Annotated in this window: 21 protein-coding genes; 11 read left to right on the forward strand and 10 right to left on the reverse strand. The window is 38.3% G+C overall.

The genetic code is table 11. The features are described from left to right. The first annotated feature begins 368 nt into the window (after nucleotides 1-368). Complete coding sequence (locus tag DUT70_RS19480) at nucleotides 369-779, forward strand: hypothetical protein (protein WP_113649034.1); 411 nt, start codon at nucleotides 369-371, stop codon at nucleotides 777-779. Between the two features lie 147 nt (nucleotides 780-926). Here DUT70_RS19480 and DUT70_RS19485 read toward each other — a convergent pair whose 3' ends face one another. From DUT70_RS19485 to DUT70_RS19500, 4 genes are all read right to left on the reverse strand, one after another. After that, nucleotides 927-1,442: a transposase gene (locus DUT70_RS19485; protein ID WP_113649035.1), complete on the reverse strand. Its 516-nt coding sequence runs from the start codon at nucleotides 1,440-1,442 to the stop codon at nucleotides 927-929. 74 nt (nucleotides 1,443-1,516) lie between these two features. Continuing rightward, nucleotides 1,517-1,750, reverse strand: coding sequence for a putative signal transducing protein (locus DUT70_RS19490; protein WP_113649036.1), 234 nt, complete (start codon nucleotides 1,748-1,750; stop codon nucleotides 1,517-1,519). An 18-nt stretch (nucleotides 1,751-1,768) separates the two neighbouring features. Next, on the reverse strand, nucleotides 1,769-3,103 hold the full coding sequence (locus tag DUT70_RS19495) for a GH1 family beta-glucosidase (RefSeq protein ID WP_113649037.1): 1,335 nt from the start codon (nucleotides 3,101-3,103) through the stop codon (nucleotides 1,769-1,771). A gap of 320 nt (nucleotides 3,104-3,423) precedes the next feature. Beyond that, nucleotides 3,424-5,235: a MutS-related protein gene (locus DUT70_RS19500; RefSeq protein WP_113649038.1), complete on the reverse strand. Its 1,812-nt coding sequence runs from the start codon at nucleotides 5,233-5,235 to the stop codon at nucleotides 3,424-3,426. Nucleotides 5,236-5,349: 114 nt separating this feature from the next. Between DUT70_RS19500 and rlmH the strand changes: the two genes are divergently transcribed. Both rlmH and DUT70_RS21370 read left to right on the forward strand, forming a co-directional pair. Further along, nucleotides 5,350-5,823 carry a 23S rRNA (pseudouridine(1915)-N(3))-methyltransferase RlmH gene (gene rlmH, locus DUT70_RS19505; RefSeq protein ID WP_113649039.1) on the forward strand — a complete coding sequence of 158 codons (474 nt, stop codon included), beginning with the start codon at nucleotides 5,350-5,352 and terminating at the stop codon, nucleotides 5,821-5,823. Between the two features lie 104 nt (nucleotides 5,824-5,927). Next, nucleotides 5,928-6,068, forward strand: coding sequence for a hypothetical protein (locus DUT70_RS21370; RefSeq protein ID WP_164881236.1), 141 nt, complete (start codon nucleotides 5,928-5,930; stop codon nucleotides 6,066-6,068). 46 nt (nucleotides 6,069-6,114) lie between these two features. On the opposite strand, the gene DUT70_RS19510 is transcribed toward DUT70_RS21370, so the two are convergent. From DUT70_RS19510 to DUT70_RS19520, 3 genes are all read right to left on the reverse strand, one after another. Then, on the reverse strand, nucleotides 6,115-8,406 hold the full coding sequence (locus DUT70_RS19510; protein ID WP_113649040.1) for a GH92 family glycosyl hydrolase: 2,292 nt from the start codon (nucleotides 8,404-8,406) through the stop codon (nucleotides 6,115-6,117). A 110-nt stretch (nucleotides 8,407-8,516) separates the two neighbouring features. Next, a complete protein-coding gene (locus DUT70_RS19515) occupies nucleotides 8,517-9,053 on the reverse strand; it encodes a DUF5606 family protein (RefSeq protein ID WP_113649041.1) in 537 nt (178 codons plus the stop codon). 72 nt (nucleotides 9,054-9,125) lie between these two features. Continuing rightward, nucleotides 9,126-9,584, reverse strand: a complete 459-nt coding sequence (locus DUT70_RS19520) for a peptidylprolyl isomerase (protein WP_113649042.1) — start codon at nucleotides 9,582-9,584, stop codon at nucleotides 9,126-9,128. A 433-nt stretch (nucleotides 9,585-10,017) separates the two neighbouring features. Here DUT70_RS19520 and DUT70_RS19525 point away from each other — a divergent pair, with 433 nt between their 5' ends. The 7 genes from DUT70_RS19525 (at nucleotide 10,018) to DUT70_RS19555 (ending at nucleotide 15,614) form a co-directional block, all read left to right on the forward strand. After that, nucleotides 10,018-11,202 carry an asparagine synthetase B gene (locus DUT70_RS19525; RefSeq protein WP_113649090.1) on the forward strand — a complete coding sequence of 395 codons (1,185 nt, stop codon included), beginning with the start codon at nucleotides 10,018-10,020 and terminating at the stop codon, nucleotides 11,200-11,202. A 9-nt stretch (nucleotides 11,203-11,211) separates the two neighbouring features. Then, nucleotides 11,212-11,637 carry a hypothetical protein gene (locus tag DUT70_RS19530; protein WP_113649043.1) on the forward strand — a complete coding sequence of 142 codons (426 nt, stop codon included), beginning with the start codon at nucleotides 11,212-11,214 and terminating at the stop codon, nucleotides 11,635-11,637. 133 nt (nucleotides 11,638-11,770) lie between these two features. After that, a complete protein-coding gene (gene abc-f / locus DUT70_RS19535; protein WP_113649044.1) occupies nucleotides 11,771-13,360 on the forward strand; it encodes a ribosomal protection-like ABC-F family protein in 1,590 nt (529 codons plus the stop codon). A gap of 247 nt (nucleotides 13,361-13,607) precedes the next feature. Then, the gene (locus DUT70_RS19540) at nucleotides 13,608-14,318 is read left to right on the forward strand and encodes a porin family protein (protein WP_113649045.1); all 711 of its coding nucleotides are present in this window, start codon (nucleotides 13,608-13,610) and stop codon (nucleotides 14,316-14,318) included. A gap of 41 nt (nucleotides 14,319-14,359) precedes the next feature. Further along, entirely contained in the window at nucleotides 14,360-14,770 is a 411-nt protein-coding gene (locus DUT70_RS19545) for a DUF4180 domain-containing protein (RefSeq protein WP_240432198.1), read from the forward strand. Between the two features lie 21 nt (nucleotides 14,771-14,791). Next, nucleotides 14,792-15,214 (forward strand): hypothetical protein, encoded by a 423-nt coding sequence (locus DUT70_RS19550; RefSeq protein ID WP_113649046.1) that lies wholly within the window; start codon nucleotides 14,792-14,794, stop codon nucleotides 15,212-15,214. Continuing rightward, nucleotides 15,201-15,614, forward strand: coding sequence for a DUF6157 family protein (locus tag DUT70_RS19555; protein ID WP_113649047.1), 414 nt, complete (start codon nucleotides 15,201-15,203; stop codon nucleotides 15,612-15,614). The genes DUT70_RS19550 and DUT70_RS19555 overlap by 14 nt, the downstream gene beginning before the upstream one ends. A 395-nt stretch (nucleotides 15,615-16,009) precedes the next feature. On the opposite strand, the gene DUT70_RS19560 is transcribed toward DUT70_RS19555, so the two are convergent. Genes DUT70_RS19560 through lpxK form a run of 3 tightly spaced genes read right to left on the reverse strand, consistent with a single transcriptional unit; the run spans nucleotide 16,010 to nucleotide 19,855 of the window. Then, nucleotides 16,010-18,016, reverse strand: a complete 2,007-nt coding sequence (locus tag DUT70_RS19560; protein ID WP_113649048.1) for a putative porin — start codon at nucleotides 18,014-18,016, stop codon at nucleotides 16,010-16,012. After that, nucleotides 18,016-18,831 carry a purine-nucleoside phosphorylase gene (locus DUT70_RS19565; RefSeq protein WP_113649049.1) on the reverse strand — a complete coding sequence of 272 codons (816 nt, stop codon included), beginning with the start codon at nucleotides 18,829-18,831 and terminating at the stop codon, nucleotides 18,016-18,018. Before DUT70_RS19565 ends, DUT70_RS19560 begins: the two co-directional genes overlap by 1 nt. Beyond that, on the reverse strand, nucleotides 18,803-19,855 hold the full coding sequence (gene lpxK / locus DUT70_RS19570) for a tetraacyldisaccharide 4'-kinase (RefSeq protein ID WP_113649050.1): 1,053 nt from the start codon (nucleotides 19,853-19,855) through the stop codon (nucleotides 18,803-18,805). The genes DUT70_RS19565 and lpxK overlap by 29 nt, the downstream gene beginning before the upstream one ends. A 281-nt stretch (nucleotides 19,856-20,136) precedes the next feature. On the opposite strand from lpxK, the gene DUT70_RS19580 reads away from it, so the two are divergent. Then, nucleotides 20,137-21,276 (forward strand): sterol desaturase family protein, encoded by a 1,140-nt coding sequence (locus DUT70_RS19580; RefSeq protein ID WP_113649052.1) that lies wholly within the window; start codon nucleotides 20,137-20,139, stop codon nucleotides 21,274-21,276. Nucleotides 21,277-21,367: the final 91 nt, after the last annotated feature.

Genomic DNA, 21,367 nt, shown 5'->3' on the forward strand with positions numbered 1-21,367 from the left:
TAGTCCGTAAGTCTAAAAAGACCGGAAGACAAGCGAATCCTAATTAGTGTAACAGCTAGTTGGGATTTTTTTATCTTGACTAACCCCTAATCACTAATAACTTACAACTCACCTAAGCTGTAAAACCTATCAATAGTATTACTGTTGCCACTTTTCCTATTTATTCGCTATATTTGCAGCTACCTACTTAACATACGTCAATTATGAAAAATACTTCAACCGAGCGCCGCCTCATCGTACCAAAATTTTATGGACTTTTAATCCCATAAAGTAATTCGCATCAACTTGTATCATTAAATAAGCTGTTGGCCTAACAAAAGCATTTGCTTTCATATGTCGACAAAATTCAACTAACTCTCCTAATCTCTATGAACACCTTTTTGTTATTTATTACACTAACCACCAATTCATTTTTTAAAAGCACAACGCAAAAACAGAGCTACCAATTCATTTACTATGTAGACCAAAAAGAAAATGTGTTTACCTATTATTTCTCCGACGTGTTTACGACCACAGATTGGTATCAAAATAAAGCGGAAATTGTAAGACTATTTGAACAGCAACTCCACCAGCAAGGCCTTAGACCAAAAGCATATGCGATTAAAACAGGCATCAATGGAGCCCCCATAAATAATATCTACCAAGCTATTGGTCAAATTGGAGAAATTGTGAAAAGAGATAAAAAGCAATTTGAATATCAGCAGAGGAATATCCCTTCGGCAAAGCGAAAAAATTTCAGCAGCACAACAAAAACACTTTTTCTTGAACGCAAGGTCTAGAAAAACTGACATTCTCGTTAACTAAGTGGCGTTGCTTTTAATATCGTTGGCGAGGACGCCAACTACCGCAAGTGATAGCATATTCACAAAGAAAGGCCAACCTCTCTTGTTTTGCCTAAAGTTGGCGTCCTCGCCAACGGCATAGCCTCAATCCTTATAATGAGTTAAAAACTTAAAATGATTTTCATTTCTTATATAAAATGATGCTGAAGACCAATAATAATCTTCTGGCAAGGTAGCCAAGAGCCAATGTTCTTGTAAAGGATTTTGATGGATATATTCTAATTTCTCTTCCAAAAACCATTCGTTCCAGCATTCCTTTACCATACAATCTTTTTGCCAAAACTGAAAGGCTCTATCCGACAAATTAACTCGATGTGCAGCTAACGTTTTAGATTTACCGACACACAGTTCTTTTTTAAAAGCATGAGCTGTATAGCTTAAAAGGGCTCCTTGAACCTGCGATCGATCAAATCCGTCAGAAATCTTCCATATCAGATGGATATGATTAGGCATAATCACAAAGCCATATATCACACATCTATTATTTACTACGAGCCATTCCATACAATCTAAAATCAACCTCTTAAAATCATCATTTAACAGGTGCTTCCAATCTAAAATAGTAGCTGTTAAAAATTCAACATGGTAAGATTTAATCATGACAATATTCTAAGTATAGAAAAACATAGAACTTGTTATACTCATTAGTTGTCGGAATTCAATAATACTAGATTCTATAAACCTTCCAAAGCGTCATCTTCAGTTAGAAAATGGCCAATAGCTTCTACGTCTCTTTCAAAAACGTGCAATTGTATCCCACTGATAGAGGTATCAAACACAGGATAAACCAATGCCGCATTTTCTCCAGTAAGAAAACATTCAAACCCAGCGTCTAATAAGCGGGCTTTTACAATGTTCGCCTCCATTGGGCTCTCAAAAGTTTTGTAGACTACAATTTTATTTTCCATACGGCTAAATATAAGGATTTACTTCGACAGAAATTCTTGCCACCAATAACCAGATTGTTTTATCGTCCGCTGTTGTGTTTTAAAATCATTATGTACTAAACCAAAGCGAGCTTGATAGCCTTCGGCCCACTCAAAATTATCCATCAAAGTCCAAGCTAAATAACCCGTGATATTGATGCCTTCATTTTTTGCTTTTAACATGGCAGCTAGATAAGCCTTAAAATAATCTACCCTCTCTCCATCTTCAATCTTTCCATCTATCAACTTATCGTGAAAAGCCGCACCGTTTTCGGTAATCATGATATTTTTCACCTGTGGATACGTTGCAAACTGCTTGATGATCCGATAAAAACTATCAGCATTAATTTCCCAGCCCATAGCGGTGTGCGGCACTTTACGACTTTTAGCTTTTACCTCCCAAGCCTGCACCACAGGAATAAAAGCATTGTATTTAATCACTAGCGGAAAATAATTCTGGATACCTATAAAGTCAAAATCAAACGCCATACGACTTTGGTGACGCCATGTTGAATAGCTAATGGCAAATTTCTCCAACACGTCCCAATTTCCTGTAGGAAAACCTAAGCCCAAGGCTGGCTCCAGAAAAAAACGGTTCATCAATATGTCCGTCCTTTTGGCAATCATCACATCTTGGTCGGAGTGGCTGTAAGGTACAATTTCTGAGCACGAAAAAGCTGTACCAATCACTGCTTGGTTAACTTCAGCCCTTAATATCTTGGCTCCGTCCGCTTGTGCAATGGCGGTATGCAATGCTGCTTCAAAAAAATTAGTTACTCCAGTAAGTCCAGGCGCATGTACCCCTAACATATAGCCTAAAGAAGTAAACCCAAAAGGCTCATTGATGACAATCCATTGCTTTACCTTATCGCCATATTCTTTAGCACAAAAAAGCGCATATTCATTAAAAGCATTGTTGATTCCGTAAGCCGTCCATCCACCCTCTTTCGAAAGCGCTTCGGGCAAATCCCAATGATATAGTGTCACCATTGGAATCAGGTCGTTTTTCAAGCACTCGTCTATCACTTCGTGGTAAAAAGCTACTCCTTCAGCATTGACCGTTCCGCCTCCTAAAGGAAAAATACGTGACCAAGCAATCGACATACGGAATACTTTAAATCCTAATGTTTTCACCATAGCAATATCCTGCTCATAACGATGGTAAAAGTCACAGGCTTCATCGGGTTTGTGCCCTTTCTTAATCTTCCCAGGTTTTTTAGAAAAGGTATCCCAAATACTCGGGCCTTTACCATAAACACTGGCAGCACCTTCTATTTGAGCCGCCGCCGTTGCTACTCCCCATAAAAAATCCTTACCGAAATCGCTGCTGTACATTAACCTCAAATAAAATGAATAAAATGCGGGATTGTATAAAGTTAAAGTTATTTAAATATTAACTGTGTAAGTGTACTTGCTCGTCAATAAAATTAAACATCTAAGTTTATCTAAGCACAGTCCCAAAAACTAAAATGTTCTAAAATGTCTAAGGTGGTAAAAAATAATTATCAACCATCTAAGACACCTAAGTTCATCTAAGCACAGCCCCATAGACTAAACATTAAAGAATGAAGAAAATTAAGACATGGAGCTATAAAAAAATCTTAATGTCCCTTAACTTCTTAATGGTTCAAAACTAAAATATCCAAGATGATAAACTATCCTCCCAATCCAATTTGCTTTAACAATATTGCTGCATTAAACTTGGTACAAGGCCCTTGCTTCATCAGGTAATCAAAATCCATTTCCTCGCCTATCAGCTGAATATCAAAATGGAAATTACGTACCGCCTTAGGATGTTCATGCTCAAGTTCCGAAAGCTGTAAATCATGCGTAGCAAACAAAGTAGGAATTTGCAGAGCAATCAGCTTCTCAATAAATGCCTTAGAACCATCAAACTTATCTTTACTGTTAGTTCCTCTTAGCATTTCGTCGATCAACACAAAAGCATTCGGATGTACTTCAACCTCTTTCAAAATTATCTTCAGACGGTTCAGCTCCGCTTTAAATGTCGAAGTATTTTCAATCAAGTTATCCTTAATACGCATGTAAGTAAGCAGCTTAAAGATGGAAAGTTCCATCTGCGTAGCACAAACAGGGGCACCAGCATAAGCCAACACCGTATTGATGCCTACCGTACGCAAAAAAGTACTTTTACCTGCCATGTTTGAACCTGTAATAATGTCCACTGTAGGTTTTTCTTTCAGCACATAATCATTATCTACCCTTTTATCTGAAGGAATTAAAGGATGTCCCAAGGCTTGGGCTTTTAACGAGAAGTCATCATTTATTTGCGGAAAGATCCATTGCGGCTGATTATAATGTAAGGTTGCCATCGAAATCAACTCCTCAAAATAACCAATACGATCTAAACCTACTGCTACTTTTGCTCCTGCATTTTCACTCCAATACCCCAGCTTGATACAGCATTTTAAATCCCACAACAAAAAGAAATTAAGAATGGCGTACAACAAAAAATTCAGCCTTGCATCAAACTCAACAATAATTTTTGCCAAAGCTTTAATGTGACCACTTACTTTTTCTTTGGTGTTAAACAATCGAATAATATAATTGCTTTTCCAGTCATGCTTTTCCGTCCATGCTATCGCCTCTGCATAGCTACTCAACAAATTAGAACTTCCACTAAAGCCATAATAAACTTGGGTGATTTGTTTAGAATACACATAAGTAAGCATCGCATTAGCAAAAGCCATTAAACCAAAAATACCCCACAACTTCCCTCCAAAAATCAATCCTGCCAAGAAAAGGAATAACATCAAGTAAGGTACCAATTTCACATAAAGCCTTAAAAAACGGTTAGCGGTAAAGGCAACTTGTTTCACCAGTTGATGGCTTAATTTATACTGAATCTCTTCTATCCTATTTAGCTCATGCCCTTTTAGGTTAGCCCTAAATTCAAAAGTACTTGCTATATATTCTCCCAATTCTACGATTGCCTGCTGGCGACCCAGAATGGTTTCTTTATTACTATCCGTAGCTAAGTGCTTGGCCAAAGTTTCAATACCAATCTTACTTGCTCCCCTGTTAATCAAAGCATATAAAGATGACCTGCCGAAAATATCCAAATCAGAAAGATAAGCGTGCTGCTCATCTTCGAATTGGGTGCCGTCGTCGTATCCATTTGCCTTTCCTTGCAGCATACCAATTTCATTTTTAAACACCCAAAGTAGGTTCTGATGAAAAGTGTATTGTTTTTCGAGTTGGTTTTGTTTTTTAACCACCACCACGAATACTGCAATAGGCAACAGCAAAAGAATGCTCCAAATGCTGATGGCAATGTCTGTACTTGAACTTGCTAACCCTACAAAGAAAACTATTTCGACCAGCAACAAAGCTACCCTAACCACCGAAAATCGGTCAATCTGTTTCTTTATTACTGTTATATGTTCCTCTTGCTGTTTTGCTAAACCTTCGTATGGTTTTAGTCTATCTTGCTCGGTATTTAACATTATATTTGAAGAAATTATAAACGTGTGTTGAATATGGACACTGAAACCGCTTACTTGTTTCAATGATCCATTTGAACAATTGCAACTTTGTAAGCTGTAAAGATAAAATACTAGATGAAGATTAGCCTAATTGCCATTGGCAAAACTGAAGACAAATATCTAATCGAAGGCATTGATAAATACCTTAACCGATTGAAGCATTACATCAACTTTAGTTTTACGGTTATTCCCGACATCAAGAACACCAAAAATCTTACCGAAGCACAACAAAAGAGCAAGGAAGCGGAATTGATTTTAAAACAGTTGAACAATAGTGATTTAGTAGTACTGATGGACGAAAAAGGGAAAAAATACAGTTCCGTACTGTTCGCCCAATACATCAACAAGCAAATGGTGGGTAGTGTACAAAACTTGGTGTTTATTATTGGTGGTCCTTATGGCTTTGATGAAAGTATTTACAAAAGAGCCAACAGTAGCATATCCCTATCAGACATGACCTTTTCGCACCAAATGGTACGGCTTTTTTTTGTAGAACAAATGTACCGTGCTTTTACGATCTTGAAAAACGAACCTTATCATCATGAATAAAATTTAACCGCAGATGCAAACAACAAAATAAAATCTGTGTATTTGCGGCAAAAAATTATGGAATATCTTTAACCAAAACATCACATTATAAAAAAGGAGGCATTATGAAATTACCCAGCGATTATAAGAGAAATTACAAATTCAGGACTGATACCTCTAAGGAAAAAAAATACATCAATGCCATACTTTTTATCATGGTTTTGCTGGTTGTATTGTGGTACGCCTATAAATATTTCTTCACATAAAAAACACCAACCCTCTTCAGGTTGGTGTTTTTTATCTTATTAATGATTATTTGCCCTTATTCGGCTTTGCCGACATCAAAAAAACTAACTTGCCGCCATTTAAAATATCGGTATGATTTAAACTATAATTAGTTATGAGCCGTCCATTAAGCGTTACTTTTTTAACATAAACATTTTTGGAACTTTGTCCAATCGCCTCAATACTAAACGTTTTTCCGTTTTCTAAATGTATCGTTGCGCTGTTCACTGCTGGACTGCCAATTGCATATTCGGCTGATCCTGGTGCTACTGGATAAAATCCCATTGCCGAAAACATATACCAGGCGCTCATTTGTCCACAATCATCATTTCCTCCTAATCCATCAGGTGTGGGTCTGTATTGCATTTCTAATATTCTGCGAACTTGTGCCTGAGTTTTCCATGGTTGTCCTGCCCAATTGTATAAATAAGGAACGTGATGCGCTGGCTCATTACCATGCACATAACCACCAATAATACCTTCTCTTGTAATATCTTCTGTCTCCGCAAAAAATTCATCAGGTAAATGCATGGAAAACAAAGTATCTAATCGTTTTGCAAAATTTAGCTTCCCTCCCATTGCACTTGCCAATCCATTAGTATCATGAGGAACAAAAAAGCTATAATTCCACGAATTTCCTTCAATAAAACCCTGGCCATGTGTACTCATCGGATCAAATTTGGAAATCCAATTGCCATTTTCAGACTTAGGCCTCATAAAACCAGATTGCTTATCAAAATTGTTCATCCAATTTTGGGAGCGTTTCATGTATTCATTATAGATATCGGTTTTACCCAATTTTTTAGCCAACTGAGCAATGGCCCAATCATCATAAGCATATTCCAACGTGTTAGAAACCGAAATACCGCTACGCTCTGCAGGGATATAACCTTTGTCTATGTAATAGCCAATTCCTTCATAATTCCGTTTGTTCGAGGTCACTATACATGCTTGAAGAGCTTTTTCCGCATCACCATTAAACACACCTTTTACAACAGCATCAGCAACTACAGAAACGGAGTGATAACCGCTCATGCACCAGTTGTCGTTGGCATAGTGAGACCATATAGGCAACATCTTTAACGAATTTTGATCAAAATGTGCCAACATCGATTTTACCATATCATTGTTCCTAGATGGTTGTACAATGTTAAAAAACGGATGCAATGCCCTATAAGTATCCCACAACGAAAAGGTAGTGTAATTAGTAAAGCCATTGGCTTTGTGAACATCCTGATCCAAACCTTTATACTCGCCATTACTATCCATATAAGTAGTTGGATTGATAAAGGAATGATATAATGCCGTATAGAAGTTCACCATATGGTCTTGATCGGCATTGACTACAATTTTACTTAATTCCTTGTTCCAAGTATTTTGTGCTTGTTTTTTTACCGCATCAAAATCCCAGTTAGGAATTTCAAAACGCATATTTTCTAAAGCATTTGCTTGCGAAACGGGTGATAGCGCCACCTTCACTTTTACTTTTTCGTCTGCGTTGGTATCAAAATCGAAATACATCTTAATTTGACGTGCAGCTAGTTCAGGAAAGTTTTTAGTTTGGTCGAATTTGCGCCAAAAACCACGATAGACTGGGTTTTGGTTTTCATATTTAGACCCATAAGATTTAAATGGCTTAGAAAAACTCATGGCAAAATAAACCGTACGAGTTCTGGCCCAACCATTGGTTTGCCTATACCCAGTAATTAAAGTATCGTTTACTACACGCACATAAGTCCAAGTATTTTTGTCTTCATAATTATATATACCTGCGGTCAAATCCAAAACAATATGAGATTGCTCAGATTTCGGGAAGGTGTATTGGTGCATACCTACACGGTTAGTAGCCGTTAATTCTGCGATAATGTTATAGCTATCGAGTTTAACTTTATAATAACCCGCTTCGGCGGTTTCGTTCACATGCGAAAAACTTGAGCGGTAACCAGACCCAGGTTGTTTTGCTGTTCCAGGATTGAGTTTCAACTTCCCTACAGTTGGCATCATCAAAAAATCTCCCAAGTCAGAATGCCCCGTTCCACTGAAATGCGTATGACTAAAACCAGTAATCGTTTTATCCTCATATTTATAACCAGCACAATATTTATAAACCTCACCATTGTAATGTCCGTTTAACTCGTAAGAAACAGTATCCGTTTCAGGACTTAACTGCACCGCCCCAAATGGGGCTGTAGCACCAGGGTAGGTATGACCCATTTTTTCGGTACCAATAAGGGGTTTCACATATTTTACCAGGTTTTGCTGCGCAGATGCTTTTAAGACAAATAGTAAAGCTCCTATGGTAACAATCCGTTTAATCATCTTTAATTTTTCTTTCAGTTTTTAGTTTTATAGCGGTTTAATTCGATAGAAATAAAAAGCCCCGTAGCTTAAAAACCACGAGGCGTATTTATTCTTTAACCAAAGGAAGACTAAGCTCCTCTTTTAGCTGGCATTGTTGCTTTTTTAGCAGGAGCAGCGGTTTTTGCTGTTGGTGCTTTAGCAGTTTTTGCTTTTGGTGCAGCTTTTGGTTTAGCCTCAACTTTGTCTTCCACTTTTGGAGCAGCCTCTTCAGTACCTGGAGCAGCTTCAGTAAACAATGGCATATCCTTTAACAAGTTGTACCAAGTTAAAATCTTCTTCATATCCGAAGCATAAACTTTTTCTTGGTCGTGGTTTGGAGCCACTTCGTTAAAGAAACTTCTCAAAGCATTTCCATCAGCCTTTAAATCTGGCACTGCAGTTTTAGTAGCTGCAATGTTGGCCAATACATCAACAAGTTTCAACTCATCGTCTTCACCATAAATGGTAATATCTTCTAACGAAGCCAATTTAGTGTTCGATAAGTTGGCTACGATTTTCAATTTTTGTGCATCAAGACTTTCCAAAACATAGCCCGCCTTATTTTGCCCAATCAGCTTAAAAAGTCCAGGTCTACCAGAAACAGATACAATTCCTCTTAAATTCATTTTTTTATTTGTTAAGCGGCTAGCGCAGGGCGTAAAGCGTTCAAAACGCCAAACTCCAAACGCTCAACGCATTTAGTCTTCAATTACTTCTACCGTCAAAATTTTATCGCCTTGACGAATATCATCAACAAGGTCAACATTTTCAACAACTTTACCAAAACAAGTATGGTTACGATCTAAATGTGCCGTATTATCTCTGCTGTGGCAAATGAAAAACTGTGAACCACCTGTATTTCTACCAGCGTGCGCCATTGAAAGTACTCCTCTATCGTGGTATTGGTTATCACCATCCAATTCGCAATCAATTTTGTAACCTGGACCACCAGTACCTGCCATACCCGTTGCACCATCTTTAGAGTTAGGGCAACCACCTTGTACAACAAAATTAGGGATCACACGGTGGAAAGTTACGCCATCGTAAAATCCTTCTTTAGCTAATTTTTTAAAGTTTGCAACGGCTTTAGGAGCATCATTTTCATAAAACTCCACGGTCATATCGCCTTTTACCGTTTTTATAATCGCTTTACCCATTTTCAATTTTTTATATAAGAGTGCAAATTTAAACAAATAAATCAAATGTGATAAGGTGACGACGAGATGATGCTTTTTGAAAATGTAAGCCAATGCCCATCGGTAACTCAAGTCCCGCTTTACGCTACAATCTTTTTGTTGTCGCTACTGCCCCTTAAACCTCGTAGGTTTTTGAAACCTACGAGGTTTTTTCCTTGCGTTGGTGCAACAAAAAGTATTTTCGCTGCAATCGGGTTTAAAGAGCGACTACACTGCATCAAATCTCAAATTTTAAAGCTAAACAACAACAACAATCCATCATCAACTTTCACGTTAATATGCTAAAATCGGGCTAAAAAAGTTACATTCGTATATGCAAGGTAAAAGATACATGCTATTGGTGCTATTGCTGCTGTTTCACTTGGCAGGCAAAGCAGCTTCCATCCTCATTCACATGGATGAGAACCAGAAAAACCACCTCAAAGCTTACGGAATTGCTTATTGGTGCATTAAGCAGCAGGTAGAAGTTGACTGGTTACTTAATTACCGTGGTGGCAGTTTTTTGGTAAAGCAAGTCAAAGCCATTGAAGACGAATGCAAAATTAGAGGGGTTTCCTACGAAGTATTACCTGATGGTAAAGTGAATGCTATTCTCAACGAAATTAGCGACCCTGCCGTAAATATGGAGATGGTGAAATTGGAAAAAGCACCTAAAATTGCTGTGTACTCTCCCAAAAGCAAACTTCCTTGGGACGATGCCGTAACCCTCGTACTTACCTATGCCGAAATTCCCTACGACGTTATTTATGATGATGACATCCTGAAAGACAAACTGGTTTCCTACGACTGGCTGCACCTGCACCACGAAGATTTTACAGGACAATATGGAAGGTTCTGGTCGTCCTATAGAAACGCAACCTGGTACCAAGAAGATGTGAAATACCAAGAAGCTGCTGCCAAACGTAACGGTTTTAAGAAAGTCTCGCAGATGAAACTGGCGGTTGCCAAACGCATCAAAGAATTTTGTGTAGGCGGAGGCTTTTTGTTTGCCATGTGTTCAGGTACCGATAGTTTTGATATTGCCCTTGCTGCCGAAGGTGTAGATATATTAGAAAGCATGTTTGATGGTGATGGCATGGACGCCAATGCACAAGCCAAAATTGATTACGGGAAGAGTGTGGCTTTTACCAATTTTAAGCTCGACATGAACCCATACAATTATGAATTTTCGGATATAGATGTAACCCAAACCCGCAATAGCTTTAACGAAAGCAACGATTATTTTACGCTATTTGATTTTTCTGCCAAGTGGGATTTAGTGCCAACCATGCTTACCCAAAACCACGAAAAAGTAATTAAAGGCTTTATGGGCCAAACCACGGCTTTCCGCAAAAGCTTGGTTAAACCTAGCATTACGGTGCTTGGCGAGAACAAAGCTGGTGCTGAAGTACGTTACTTGCATGGCGAAATAGGCAAGGGACAGTTCAGTTTTTATGGTGGTCACGACCCCGAAGATTACCAACATCAGGTGAACGACCCTCCTACCGACTTAAACCTGCATCCTACTTCACCAGGCTATCGTTTGATTTTAAACAACGTATTGTTTCCTGCTGCCAAAAAGAAACCACAGAAAACTTAGTGTCTATACATGAGCTTACTGGATATTTTTGATGTAACTGTCGATAGCTTGCGTTTACTAGACGAAGCTGGTAAAAAGCGACCCAAAATAATTGTTATTCTCTATATCCTATTTGTACCAACATTGCTGTGGTTCGTATTTGAGGCTCCTCACATCTCTTTACTCATTTCCCCTTTTTGGTTTTTATCATTACTTATTTTAGTAGGTATCACGCTCTCTTTTTTAATGTCCTACCTATTATGGAGGGCAAGAATAGTAAACTATTATACTCCAAAAAGTTTTCTAGGTTTGTCGGTGATTATTTGTTTGTTAACCCTATCTCTCGCCAGTTTTGCCAATAGGCAATTTAGCACAGAAATTAACCCCCAGCTGAGTAAAGGGGGCTTAGGTTTTGAGCTATCAAAAACTGTTTTAAGCAAAAATCGCAACCATTAAAACTGTTTTTATTATATTTGCAGCGTTAAAATCACAAAAATACTAGCATGTAGGATTCAATTTCTTTCCATTTCATTAAAGACCGCAAGCACATCTGCCTTGCTATTCATTCATCTTTAAAGGAAGAAATTTCATGCTTAGCTTACAACAAATTACTTATCAACATCCGAATAAGGAATTACTGTTTAGCAATTTAAATCTTACAGTAAATCCACATGAAAAAATAGCCTTAATTGGCAATAACGGGATAGGAAAATCAACCCTACTCCAATTAATTGCGGGTAAAATTACGCCTAACACTGGGCATTTGCAGCTTGAGACTGTTCCGTATTACGTACCCCAAATCTTTGGTCAGTATAACCATTATACAGTAGCCGAAGCCTTGGGTGTAAATGAGAAACTCAATGCATTATTGGAAATATTAAATGGCAATGCCAACGACGAATACTTTGAGAACCTTGATAACGATTGGACCATCGAGCAACGTTGCTTAGAGGCCCTTGACCATTGGCAACTACAGGATATCGATTTGCAACAACCCATGGCTTCTTTAAGTGGCGGACAAAAAACTAGGGTATTTTTGGCGGGTATCAACATTCATCATCCACAGTTGATTTTACTTGACGAACCGAGCAACCATTTAGACGCTGACAGCAGACAGCTCTTGTATCAATTCATTAGACGTACTAAAAGCACTTTAATTGTAGTTAGCCATGATCGACAATTACTTAATCTTTTAGATTCTATTTGCGAACTAAGCCCACAAGGCATTAACCTTTATGGCGGTAATTACGATTTTTACACGGAGCAAAAACAACTTGCCAAAAATGCTTTGGAACAAGACATCCACAATAAAGAAAAGGAACTTCGCAAAGCCAAGGAAAAGGAAAGAGAAGCTTTAGCACGCCAGCAAAAACAAGATGCCAAAGGAAAAAAGAAACAGGAAAAAGCTGGTGTAGCCCGCATCATGATGAATACCCTACGCAACAATGCAGAAAAAAGCACTTCTAAAATGAAAGACGTACATGCCGAAAAAGTTGGTGGCGTGGCACAGGAGTTAAGCACATTGCGCAGCCAACTGCCTGATGCCGACAAAATGAAGTTTGGCTTTAACCATAGCTTGCTGCACAAAGGCAAAGTATTATTTGAAGCTATTGGTCTCAATCATCGCTACACCCAACAAAACCTTTGGAAAGAAAATCTCAGTTTTCAAATCACTAGTGGAGAGCGAATAGCGATAAAAGGTTCAAATGGTTCGGGAAAAACAACCTTAATTCATTTACTATTAGGAAATCTGCCAATTTATGTTGGACAGCTAAAAATTACAGAAATTAAAGCTGCGTACATTGACCAAGATTATTCGCTGATTAACCCCTTACTAACTATTTATGAACAGGCACAACACTTTAACACAGGAACGCTACAGGAACATGAAGTAAAAACAAGACTCAATCGTTTTTTATTTGACAAAGAAGATTGGGAAAAAACATGCAGCAGTTTAAGTGGTGGCGAAAGAATGCGGTTGATGTTGTGTTGTTTAACCTTGGGTAGTCATGCCCCCGATTTGATAGTTTTAGACGAGCCAACCAACAATCTAGACATTCAAAATATAGAGATACTAACCGCAGCCATTAACGAATATGAAGGCACCTTAGTGGTGGTTTCACATGACAATTATTTCTTGAAACAGATCAATATTCAACGGGAAATCAAATTAGAATAGCACTGTGTTTTTAATTTTTGGCAAGCAAAAACAGATTAAATTTTCCAAAATGTAGTGCAAACTGTCTGCTTTTGTAAACATGGTGTTACACTGCTGGGCAGTTCCTCGAACTTTTTTAAAAACATGCTTTGCTGGTTATTTAAAGGGTATTTTTAAGGCTTTTGTCCCCATTTTAAAATAACAATTGGCATAGCTTTTGGACTTTTGCAATCGTTGAAAATGGTTTCAACTACAAAAATGAATTGCTATGAAAAGGATGATATTATTAGGAAGCGCTCTCTTGTTTTCTGCCAGTGCAACTTTTGCACAAACTACCATGAGCGGTAGCGATGCACGTATTGGAATTAAAGCTGGGGTGAACTTAAGTACTATCAGATATAGTGGCTTTGATGGTTCAAGTGCACTAAACGACAACACGAAACAAAACGTAGGTTATAACTTTACTGTTTTTGGAGATTTTGGTGTGGGTAATAACTTCTTCATCCAACCTGGGGTTTCTTTACAAAACAAGGGAACAAAAATTGAAGGAAGCAGCACCAGTGGCGGAGTGACCACAAGTGGCAAAATTAAAACGAATGTGATGGCTATTGAAGTTCCAGTTAATGCGGTTCTTCGTATCCCTACGGGTACCTCTGGAGCCTTGCAAATTAGTGCAGGACCATACATAGGTTTTAACATTGATGGAAAAACCAAAACCAATACCACGGTAACCACGCCTGCAGGTAGTACCACTACCAACGAAAGCAATAATTTGAACTTTGGTAGTAAAACCGATGATGATTTATCGAGTACTGATTTTGGAGCTAACTTTGGATTAGGATATCGTTTAAATAGCGGTTTTACCCTAGGAGCTAATTATGGCTTAGGTTTAAGCAACTTGGTTCCTAAAGATAGCAGAAGTGGCGACAGAAAAGCTACCAATAGGGTTTGGGGATTTAGCGTAGGCTATTCTTTCTAATTAATTAACTAGCATATAGTAGTTGCATCCACGGAAAAACCATGGATGCACTTTTTTTTGCGCAATACTTTAATTTAAGTATATCTTATATTTGGGGTATGGAAATTATCCGTTTAAGTGACAGTATTGCAGAAATAGTAGCCGACGAATTGATCATCAACAACGTGGAAGATGGTGTAGATTTAATTGGCAATATTTACTATCAAGGTTTTGATAAGGCCATTGTGTATGAAAAAAACATTACGCCTTTGTTTTTTGATTTAAGCACTAAAATAGCAGGTGAAATTTTACAGAAATTCTCTAATTATCGCATGCGTTTAGCCATTGTTGGCGATTTTAGCAAATATCCTAGCAAGAGTATGAGTGATTTTATTTCAGAAAGTAATCAACATGGCCAAATCAATTTCGTAAATTCAAAGTTGGAAGCGGTTAATGCCCTTTCAAAGAAGTAAGAACCAAATAAATAAAATCCGATGAATCCTATTTTAAGAAATATACTAGCAGTAATTGCAGGTCTTGTAATTGGCAGTATAGTAAACATGGGCATTATTATGATAAGCCACAGCATTATTCCGTTACCAGCAGGTGCCGATAATACAACTGTTGAAGGCCTAAAAGCGACCATGCATTTGTTTGAACCAAAACATTTTATCTTTCCATTTTTGGCACATGCCATTGGTACTTTTGTTGGTGCTTATGTTTGTGCTAGAATTGCTGTCCATAAAATGGTTTTGGCCATGTTTATTGGCTTATTTTTCTTAGCTGGCGGTATTTATATGGTGATGATGGTACCTTCGCCAATTTGGTTTACGCTTGTTGATTTATTAGGCGCTTATTTACCTGTAGCCTATTTTGCTGGTAAAATTGCAAGCAGCAGCAAAAATGAAAATTCATAGCACCAATTATTACAATACTTTTATTGCCGTGGCTGATGACTGCCCTGCTTCGAAAGGAGAAATTCCTGCGGAGAAGGGAGGACAAAAAACAGTTGCTAGTCTACAACTGGAAATGCTTGGCAAAAATCCATACCAATATACTTCCGACGAGGTGCTTTTTACGTTATTTGCTCAACGTAATGACCTTGCTGGTGATGAAATGGAAGCAGCAAGAAAGGAGTTCTTTTCCAAAGGTCAAGCTTGTTTAAGGGCGTCGGCTTTGGGTAAACGTTATGGCTGGGGCATACATCATAATGCCGAAGGTAAAATTGCCGTGTATGGCTGCAACACTCCTGAATATCATGACTATTTAAATCAGCAAGAGGTGAAGGTTGTGAAAGCCATGCGGTCGAAAAAGTAATAATTTTAATTATTTTATAGACTTACGAAGTTTTAAAAACTTCGTAAGTCTATACGTTTTTACTTGACCATAAATTGAGGCATTACCGTTGCCTCTTTGGATTCCTCGCTGCGCTCGGAATGACAAAAAGGAACTATAGAGATAACTTTGCAAGTCTGTTCAACAAAAAACCTCGTAGGTTTAAATTACATCTAGCATATCATAAAACGATATACTGCAACTGCCAGTTAAACCTGATTGTAGCGGAAATACTTTTTGTTGCATGGCGCCCATAAACCTCGCAGGTTTTAAAACCTGCGAGGTTTAGCAGTGACGATCACAAAAAGATTGCAGCGTAAAGCAGGACTATGGGTGAATAGTAGCTCCAAAATTGCTTTTCAATAGATTAGAATTTGTTAATCGTAGAAGTTCCAAGTTAGGCCAAAAAGCAATAACCGATCGGGCATTGGGTAACGGTTTACGGTATAGGTACCATTATTAAACAAGCCTTGGGCAGCATTTTGGTATTTCACAAAAAGATTGGCCCTTCGTAGACCTACTTTTATCCAAGCATCAACCACTGGTTTTGAACTAAAGGTAATGTCTTTACCATTGTAAAATTGACTGGCGGCAATGGCGTATGATTTAGCCAAGTAGGTATCGTTATAAAATACATCGAAACCTAATTGTGTTTTCAAGAACTTAAAAAAGGTTTGATCTTTATACACACTGGCAAATAAGTAAATCTCTGGCATACGTAAAATGCGTTGTTGGTCGGTTTTTTGGTAAACGCCATAAGCACTTACGTGAAAGCTGCCCGCATCTACTTGCTTACCTACCTTAAGTTGCAAAATGCTAATTTCACTACTGTTTTGTGCAGGGATAATGGCATTGGTGATGGTTGGCGAGGCGGTAAAGTACAGATAGTTACTAATCAGATAATACGCTGCGCTGGCATCAAGCTTCAGAAAATTGTTAAGGTAGGTGAAAGTAAAATTGGTCGTTTTTGTACGCGACAGGTTAGCACGTTGGTTCCAATCGTAATAGTTTCCGAAATAACGGTTATAGATTTCTTCGGGAGATTTATTTTGAGTGTAGGCGCTCATTACAATTTTTCCCGCTTTATTACTTAACGAAAAATTACTTTTGGCTTCATACAAATAATCGCCTGCGTTAAAGCCTTGTAAAATCTGTTGTACATCAAGGTTTACATCAACCTTGTTACTGAAACGATAGCCTATTGCCCCTAAAATGGTCGTGTTTTGTGCATTAAAATCACGAGCATAGAATAGGGTTTTATCTTTTTGCAACATTTGCTGCTTAAAGGTGTACATATCGTACCTGATCCCTGCATCTATTTTCAACTCATTTTTAATGACCGAACTGCCTTTGGCTCTTAAGAAAAAGCTGTAGATAAACTCGTTTTGCAAATGCTTAACGTTAGTGGTATCGTTGGTAAATGTACTGAGGTTACGTGGTGCAGGTAATATGCCGTAGGTATCTTCTTCGTCTTTTTTAAAACTATAAGAACTATTGGTATAGGTAAGTGTATGGGTAATTTTATTGGTAGGCAATATGTTTTGGTTATTGGCGTTTTCGGTACTATCAATACGGCCCACAAAATAACTCTGTCTAATCATTAGCGAGTTATCTCTGTAAAGTTGGCGAGCGCTTTTAAGACGTACAGGTTCGGCTTCCTTAGTGGCTAAGTTATTTCCAGCTGGGGCAAAAATAATACTGTCCTTAAGAATCGAACCATTTTCTTCGGCCTTTAAGGTATTAAAAACGGCATCGACCCAAATGTTGTATCTCTTATTTTTGGTTTGGTACCAGGTAAAAAGTGTACCGTTAAGGTCATCGCCACGTTGGTGCTGATAAAAACCATTTGCACCAATACGATTAAAGTTGGCCCCAAAATTCCAATTAGGTTTAATGTTTTGGGAGTGGATAATTTTCAGCAACTGTACGTTATCCCCTGCACTGATGTAAGAGAGGCTGGTAAACGGTGTGCGGGCACGATAAAACTTAATATCATCGTGGGTAAACTTATAATAGTCTAAGGAATGGAAACCTGCATCGAAGCCAATGGTTTTTACAGGTTCAAACAACAAAGAGGTGGCTGCCAAACCTACTAACCCTGTACCTACCGTTGGTCTACGAGGTTGCGCTATGGGGCTAAATTGCTGGATACCCGTTAGTGTGGTGTCCAATGGAATGGTTTGTATACTGTCTTTGGTAAGCTTACGGGTGGTGTACCTAATGTACTTGGCATTAAATATGACCGAGTCGCGTGCGCTTTGTTCTTTTTTACGAAGCGAATCGAGCTCTTTGTTACCCGCAATGGATGTTTTTAAGTCTTGCGCAAAAGCATTGGCAACACCTAACAACAAGAAGAAAGAAACAGCAACAAATAATTTCTGCATTATAGAGTTGAAATAAGCTGGCTTAAAATTTCGGTCATTTTGGGTTCCGCTTTGGCTGCAGTTTCTATAATTTCTTCTAAACTTACAGGTTTCAAATCTTCAGGAAAACCTTCATCTGTTAATACTGAAATGGCAAAAACTGGAATACTCATGTGGTTGGCTACAATTACTTCGGGTACGGTGCTCATTCCTACTGCATCGCCGCCTATGATACGTAAATATTTGTATTCGGCTTTGGTTTCTAGATTTGGCCCTGTTACCGAAACATAAACGCCCTGATGGCAGGTAATATTTTTTTCCTCAGCAATTTTTACTGCTTTTGCAATCAGGTCTTTTTGATAAGGCTGGCTCATGTCTGGAAAACGTGGGCCAAAATCACTGTTATTGATTCCTCTCAATGGGCTTTCTGGCTGTAAATTGATATGATCGTTGATAATCATCAAATCGCCTTTTTTAAATTCAGGATTTAGAGAACCCGCAGCATTAGATACAAAAAGGTATTGAATGCCTAATAGTTTCATCGCTCTAATAGGAAAGGTAATTTGCTGCATGCTGTAGCCTTCGTAAAAATGCAAACGACCTTGCATGGCCACTACCTTTTTACCTTTAAGGGTACCAAATATCAATTTACCCGAATGGAACTCTAACGTAGAAATAGGAAAATTGGGGATACTGGCATACATGATGCTGTGTGCTACCTCAATTTCGTTCACCAAGCCACCTAATCCTGTGCCTAGCACAATGCCTATTTCGGGTTCAAAATCACCTATTTTATTTTTAATGTATTTAATCGAATCGTTTAATGCTTGCAACATAGTCTAATATTTTTTGGTCAAAAATTGCCTTGTCTTCTGCATTGATTTCAATGGCAATGGGCAGATAATATACAGGCAAATTTAATAGTAAATCTCTTAAATTGTTAGTTAATAAGCGTTGTCCATCTTTTTCTGTGGTCACGATTATTTTTTTTGCCGCTGGATGTTGTTGATAGGCCGTTACCAACTGTGTAATTTCCTTTTCCGTAAAACGATGATGGTCGGGATATTCGAACGAATGGATGTTCAATTGCTTTTCTTCTAAATACTGCACCAGTGGTGTTGGATTGGCAATTCCAGTTAACAAAAACAGGTGTTGGTCTTTTTCAAATGCAGTTTCTTCTGCCGTGTAAAGGTGCTTTAGTTTTTGATAATTGATGTGCGAAAAAGCCAATTGCTGGTCGGGCTGCAATCTAAATTTGGCCCACATTTTTTTTCTCGTAGCTGGTGTAATTTCAGCAGGAGATTTGGTTACGAGTACTGCTTGTGCTCTTTTAACGCCCGAAAATGGTTCCCGCAAATTGCCTGCTGGCATTAGCCATTGCATTTTTTGCAGCTTCGCAAATTCAAACAGCAGTACATTAAATCCTGCTTTAACGCTTCGGTGCTGAAAGGCGTCGTCCAATAAAATCAAATCATGCTGTGCTTTCAGTTCATTAATGCCTGTTACCCTATCTTCGCAAACGGCAACCGTCACGTTTTTGAATTTATGATAGTACTGCAAAGGTTCGTCGCCAATGGTTTCGGCAGTGGCATTTGGCCCAGCCAAAATAAATCCCGTGGTTTTGCGGCCATAGCCTCTACTTAAAATGGCAATTTTGTACTGGCTAAGCAGGCGCACCAAATATTCGGTAGTGGGTGTTTTTCCTGAACCGCCAACGGCCAAATTGCCCACACAGATAATCGGAATCTCAAAACTCGTCGACTTAAAAATACTCCAGTCATAAAACTTGTTGCGCAGGTAAACCACCAAGGCGTACACCAAATTAAAGGGCAATAGTATTAGACGCAGGTATTTTAACATATAAGCAACACAAAAATACTGAATATTTGCACTAAAGCTTAGGCCACATTATTTTTTTGGTAAAGATTTAGAAACTGTTTAAAAATAGCCTGTTATTTTACAAGTGGTATTTGGCGAGGACGCCAAACGTTGCATGGGGCCAAAAAATGGCGTCCCCGCCATTCGCGTAATTTTTTGAATAAAATTTAAACAGTCCCCTATCGCCAATGATTGGCCATTTACTGGAATGATTTAAAATTCGCCGCAATTTCACTATTATTGGAACAAACATTTCAAACCATATGACGACAAACAAACGCCTCAAAGTAGGACAAGGGCAAATTAGCGGGTATCTTTCTATTTTTTTAGCCGTATTGGTGTTGCTTGCGGTATTCTGTTTCAGATATCCAGAACAGTTGACCACCCCAGAATTTAGGGAAGTTTACACCAAAAGTATTGCAGAAGCTCTGATGATTTTCGGGGTAATTGCTTCGTTCTTCTTTGCGGCAGTAAGTTTATTATTAAGCAAGAAAATAAAACTAGCCTTAACAGGAACCGCCATTACTGGCGTGGCCATTATTTTAGGTGCATTGACCTTAAATGGTAGAGACGTGGTTAAAACAGACTGGCATTTCGGTCTGGATTGGATGATTTTAGACCTGTTGTTGATGGTCGCCATTTTTGTTCCTTTGGAGCTATTTTTCCCTAAGAATAAATCGCAAACTAAGTTTCATGAAGAATGGCGCACTGATTTAACCTACTTTGTCATCAGCCATTTGTTTATTCAGTTTTTCGGTATCGTTACCCAAAAACCTGCGGTATTATTCTTTGGTTGGATCGGCTTAGAAAACCTACATACTTGGGTACAGGGCTTGCCATTTATCCTCGCCTTATTCTTGGCTTTCTTCACTACTGATTTGTTCCAGTATTGGGCGCATCGCTTTTTTCATACCAAGGTATTTTTATGGCGCTTCCACTCTATTCACCATTCGACGCAAAACATGGATTGGCTTGCGGGCAGCAGAACACACTTCATAGATATCTTTTTCACGAGAGCGATGACTTTTATTCCGCTTTATATTTTAGGTTTCTCCTCTACGGTGTTTAACGTTTACATTGTATTTATCGCGATACATGCCGTGCTTATCCATGCCAATACGCGTATCAATTTTGGTTTCATCAAATACATCTTTACCACACCTCAATATCACCACTGGCACCATTGTGAAGATCCAAAATATTACGGACATAATTTTGCTTCCATCTTCCCTTTTATTGATATGATGTTTGGCACTTATTATTTACCTGATAAAAAATGGCCTGCTGGAACTGGTGTGCATGAAGCCTCTTATCCAAAAGGTTTTATTAAACAATCCATTTATCCGTTCACCAAAAGTCCGTTTGATACCGATTTGAATATGGAGGAACGAAGCGAGAGATAATACAATCAATTTTGAAATACCCTCTCTGCCCGTTGGGCATCTCTCCCAAAGGGAGAGAGTTGCAGTATTTCTTTTCTCTCCCTTTGGGAGA

This window comes from Pedobacter chitinilyticus (assembly GCF_003313385.1).
GTDB lineage: Bacteria > Bacteroidota > Bacteroidia > Sphingobacteriales > Sphingobacteriaceae > Pedobacter > Pedobacter chitinilyticus.

Coding starts and splice junctions, on each gene's coding strand:
- DUT70_RS19480 (WP_113649034.1), top strand. CDS start 369: ATGAACACCTTTTTGTTATTTATTACACTAACCACCAATTCATTTTTT.
- DUT70_RS19485 (WP_113649035.1), bottom strand. CDS start 1,442: ATGATTAAATCTTACCATGTTGAATTTTTAACAGCTACTATTTTAGAT.
- DUT70_RS19490 (WP_113649036.1), bottom strand. CDS start 1,750: ATGGAAAATAAAATTGTAGTCTACAAAACTTTTGAGAGCCCAATGGAG.
- DUT70_RS19495 (WP_113649037.1), bottom strand. CDS start 3,103: ATGTACAGCAGCGATTTCGGTAAGGATTTTTTATGGGGAGTAGCAACG.
- DUT70_RS19500 (WP_113649038.1), bottom strand. CDS start 5,235: ATGTTAAATACCGAGCAAGATAGACTAAAACCATACGAAGGTTTAGCA.
- rlmH (WP_113649039.1), top strand. CDS start 5,350: ATGAAGATTAGCCTAATTGCCATTGGCAAAACTGAAGACAAATATCTA.
- DUT70_RS21370 (WP_164881236.1), top strand. CDS start 5,928: ATGAAATTACCCAGCGATTATAAGAGAAATTACAAATTCAGGACTGAT.
- DUT70_RS19510 (WP_113649040.1), bottom strand. CDS start 8,406: ATGATTAAACGGATTGTTACCATAGGAGCTTTACTATTTGTCTTAAAA.
- DUT70_RS19515 (WP_113649041.1), bottom strand. CDS start 9,053: ATGAATTTAAGAGGAATTGTATCTGTTTCTGGTAGACCTGGACTTTTT.
- DUT70_RS19520 (WP_113649042.1), bottom strand. CDS start 9,584: ATGGGTAAAGCGATTATAAAAACGGTAAAAGGCGATATGACCGTGGAG.
- DUT70_RS19525 (WP_113649090.1), top strand. CDS start 10,018: ATGGATGAGAACCAGAAAAACCACCTCAAAGCTTACGGAATTGCTTAT.
- DUT70_RS19530 (WP_113649043.1), top strand. CDS start 11,212: ATGAGCTTACTGGATATTTTTGATGTAACTGTCGATAGCTTGCGTTTA.
- abc-f (WP_113649044.1), top strand. CDS start 11,771: ATGCTTAGCTTACAACAAATTACTTATCAACATCCGAATAAGGAATTA.
- DUT70_RS19540 (WP_113649045.1), top strand. CDS start 13,608: ATGAAAAGGATGATATTATTAGGAAGCGCTCTCTTGTTTTCTGCCAGT.
- DUT70_RS19545 (WP_240432198.1), top strand. CDS start 14,360: ATGGATGCACTTTTTTTTGCGCAATACTTTAATTTAAGTATATCTTAT.
- DUT70_RS19550 (WP_113649046.1), top strand. CDS start 14,792: ATGAATCCTATTTTAAGAAATATACTAGCAGTAATTGCAGGTCTTGTA.
- DUT70_RS19555 (WP_113649047.1), top strand. CDS start 15,201: ATGAAAATTCATAGCACCAATTATTACAATACTTTTATTGCCGTGGCT.
- DUT70_RS19560 (WP_113649048.1), bottom strand. CDS start 18,016: ATGCAGAAATTATTTGTTGCTGTTTCTTTCTTCTTGTTGTTAGGTGTT.
- DUT70_RS19565 (WP_113649049.1), bottom strand. CDS start 18,831: ATGTTGCAAGCATTAAACGATTCGATTAAATACATTAAAAATAAAATA.
- lpxK (WP_113649050.1), bottom strand. CDS start 19,855: ATGTTAAAATACCTGCGTCTAATACTATTGCCCTTTAATTTGGTGTAC.
- DUT70_RS19580 (WP_113649052.1), top strand. CDS start 20,137: ATGACGACAAACAAACGCCTCAAAGTAGGACAAGGGCAAATTAGCGGG.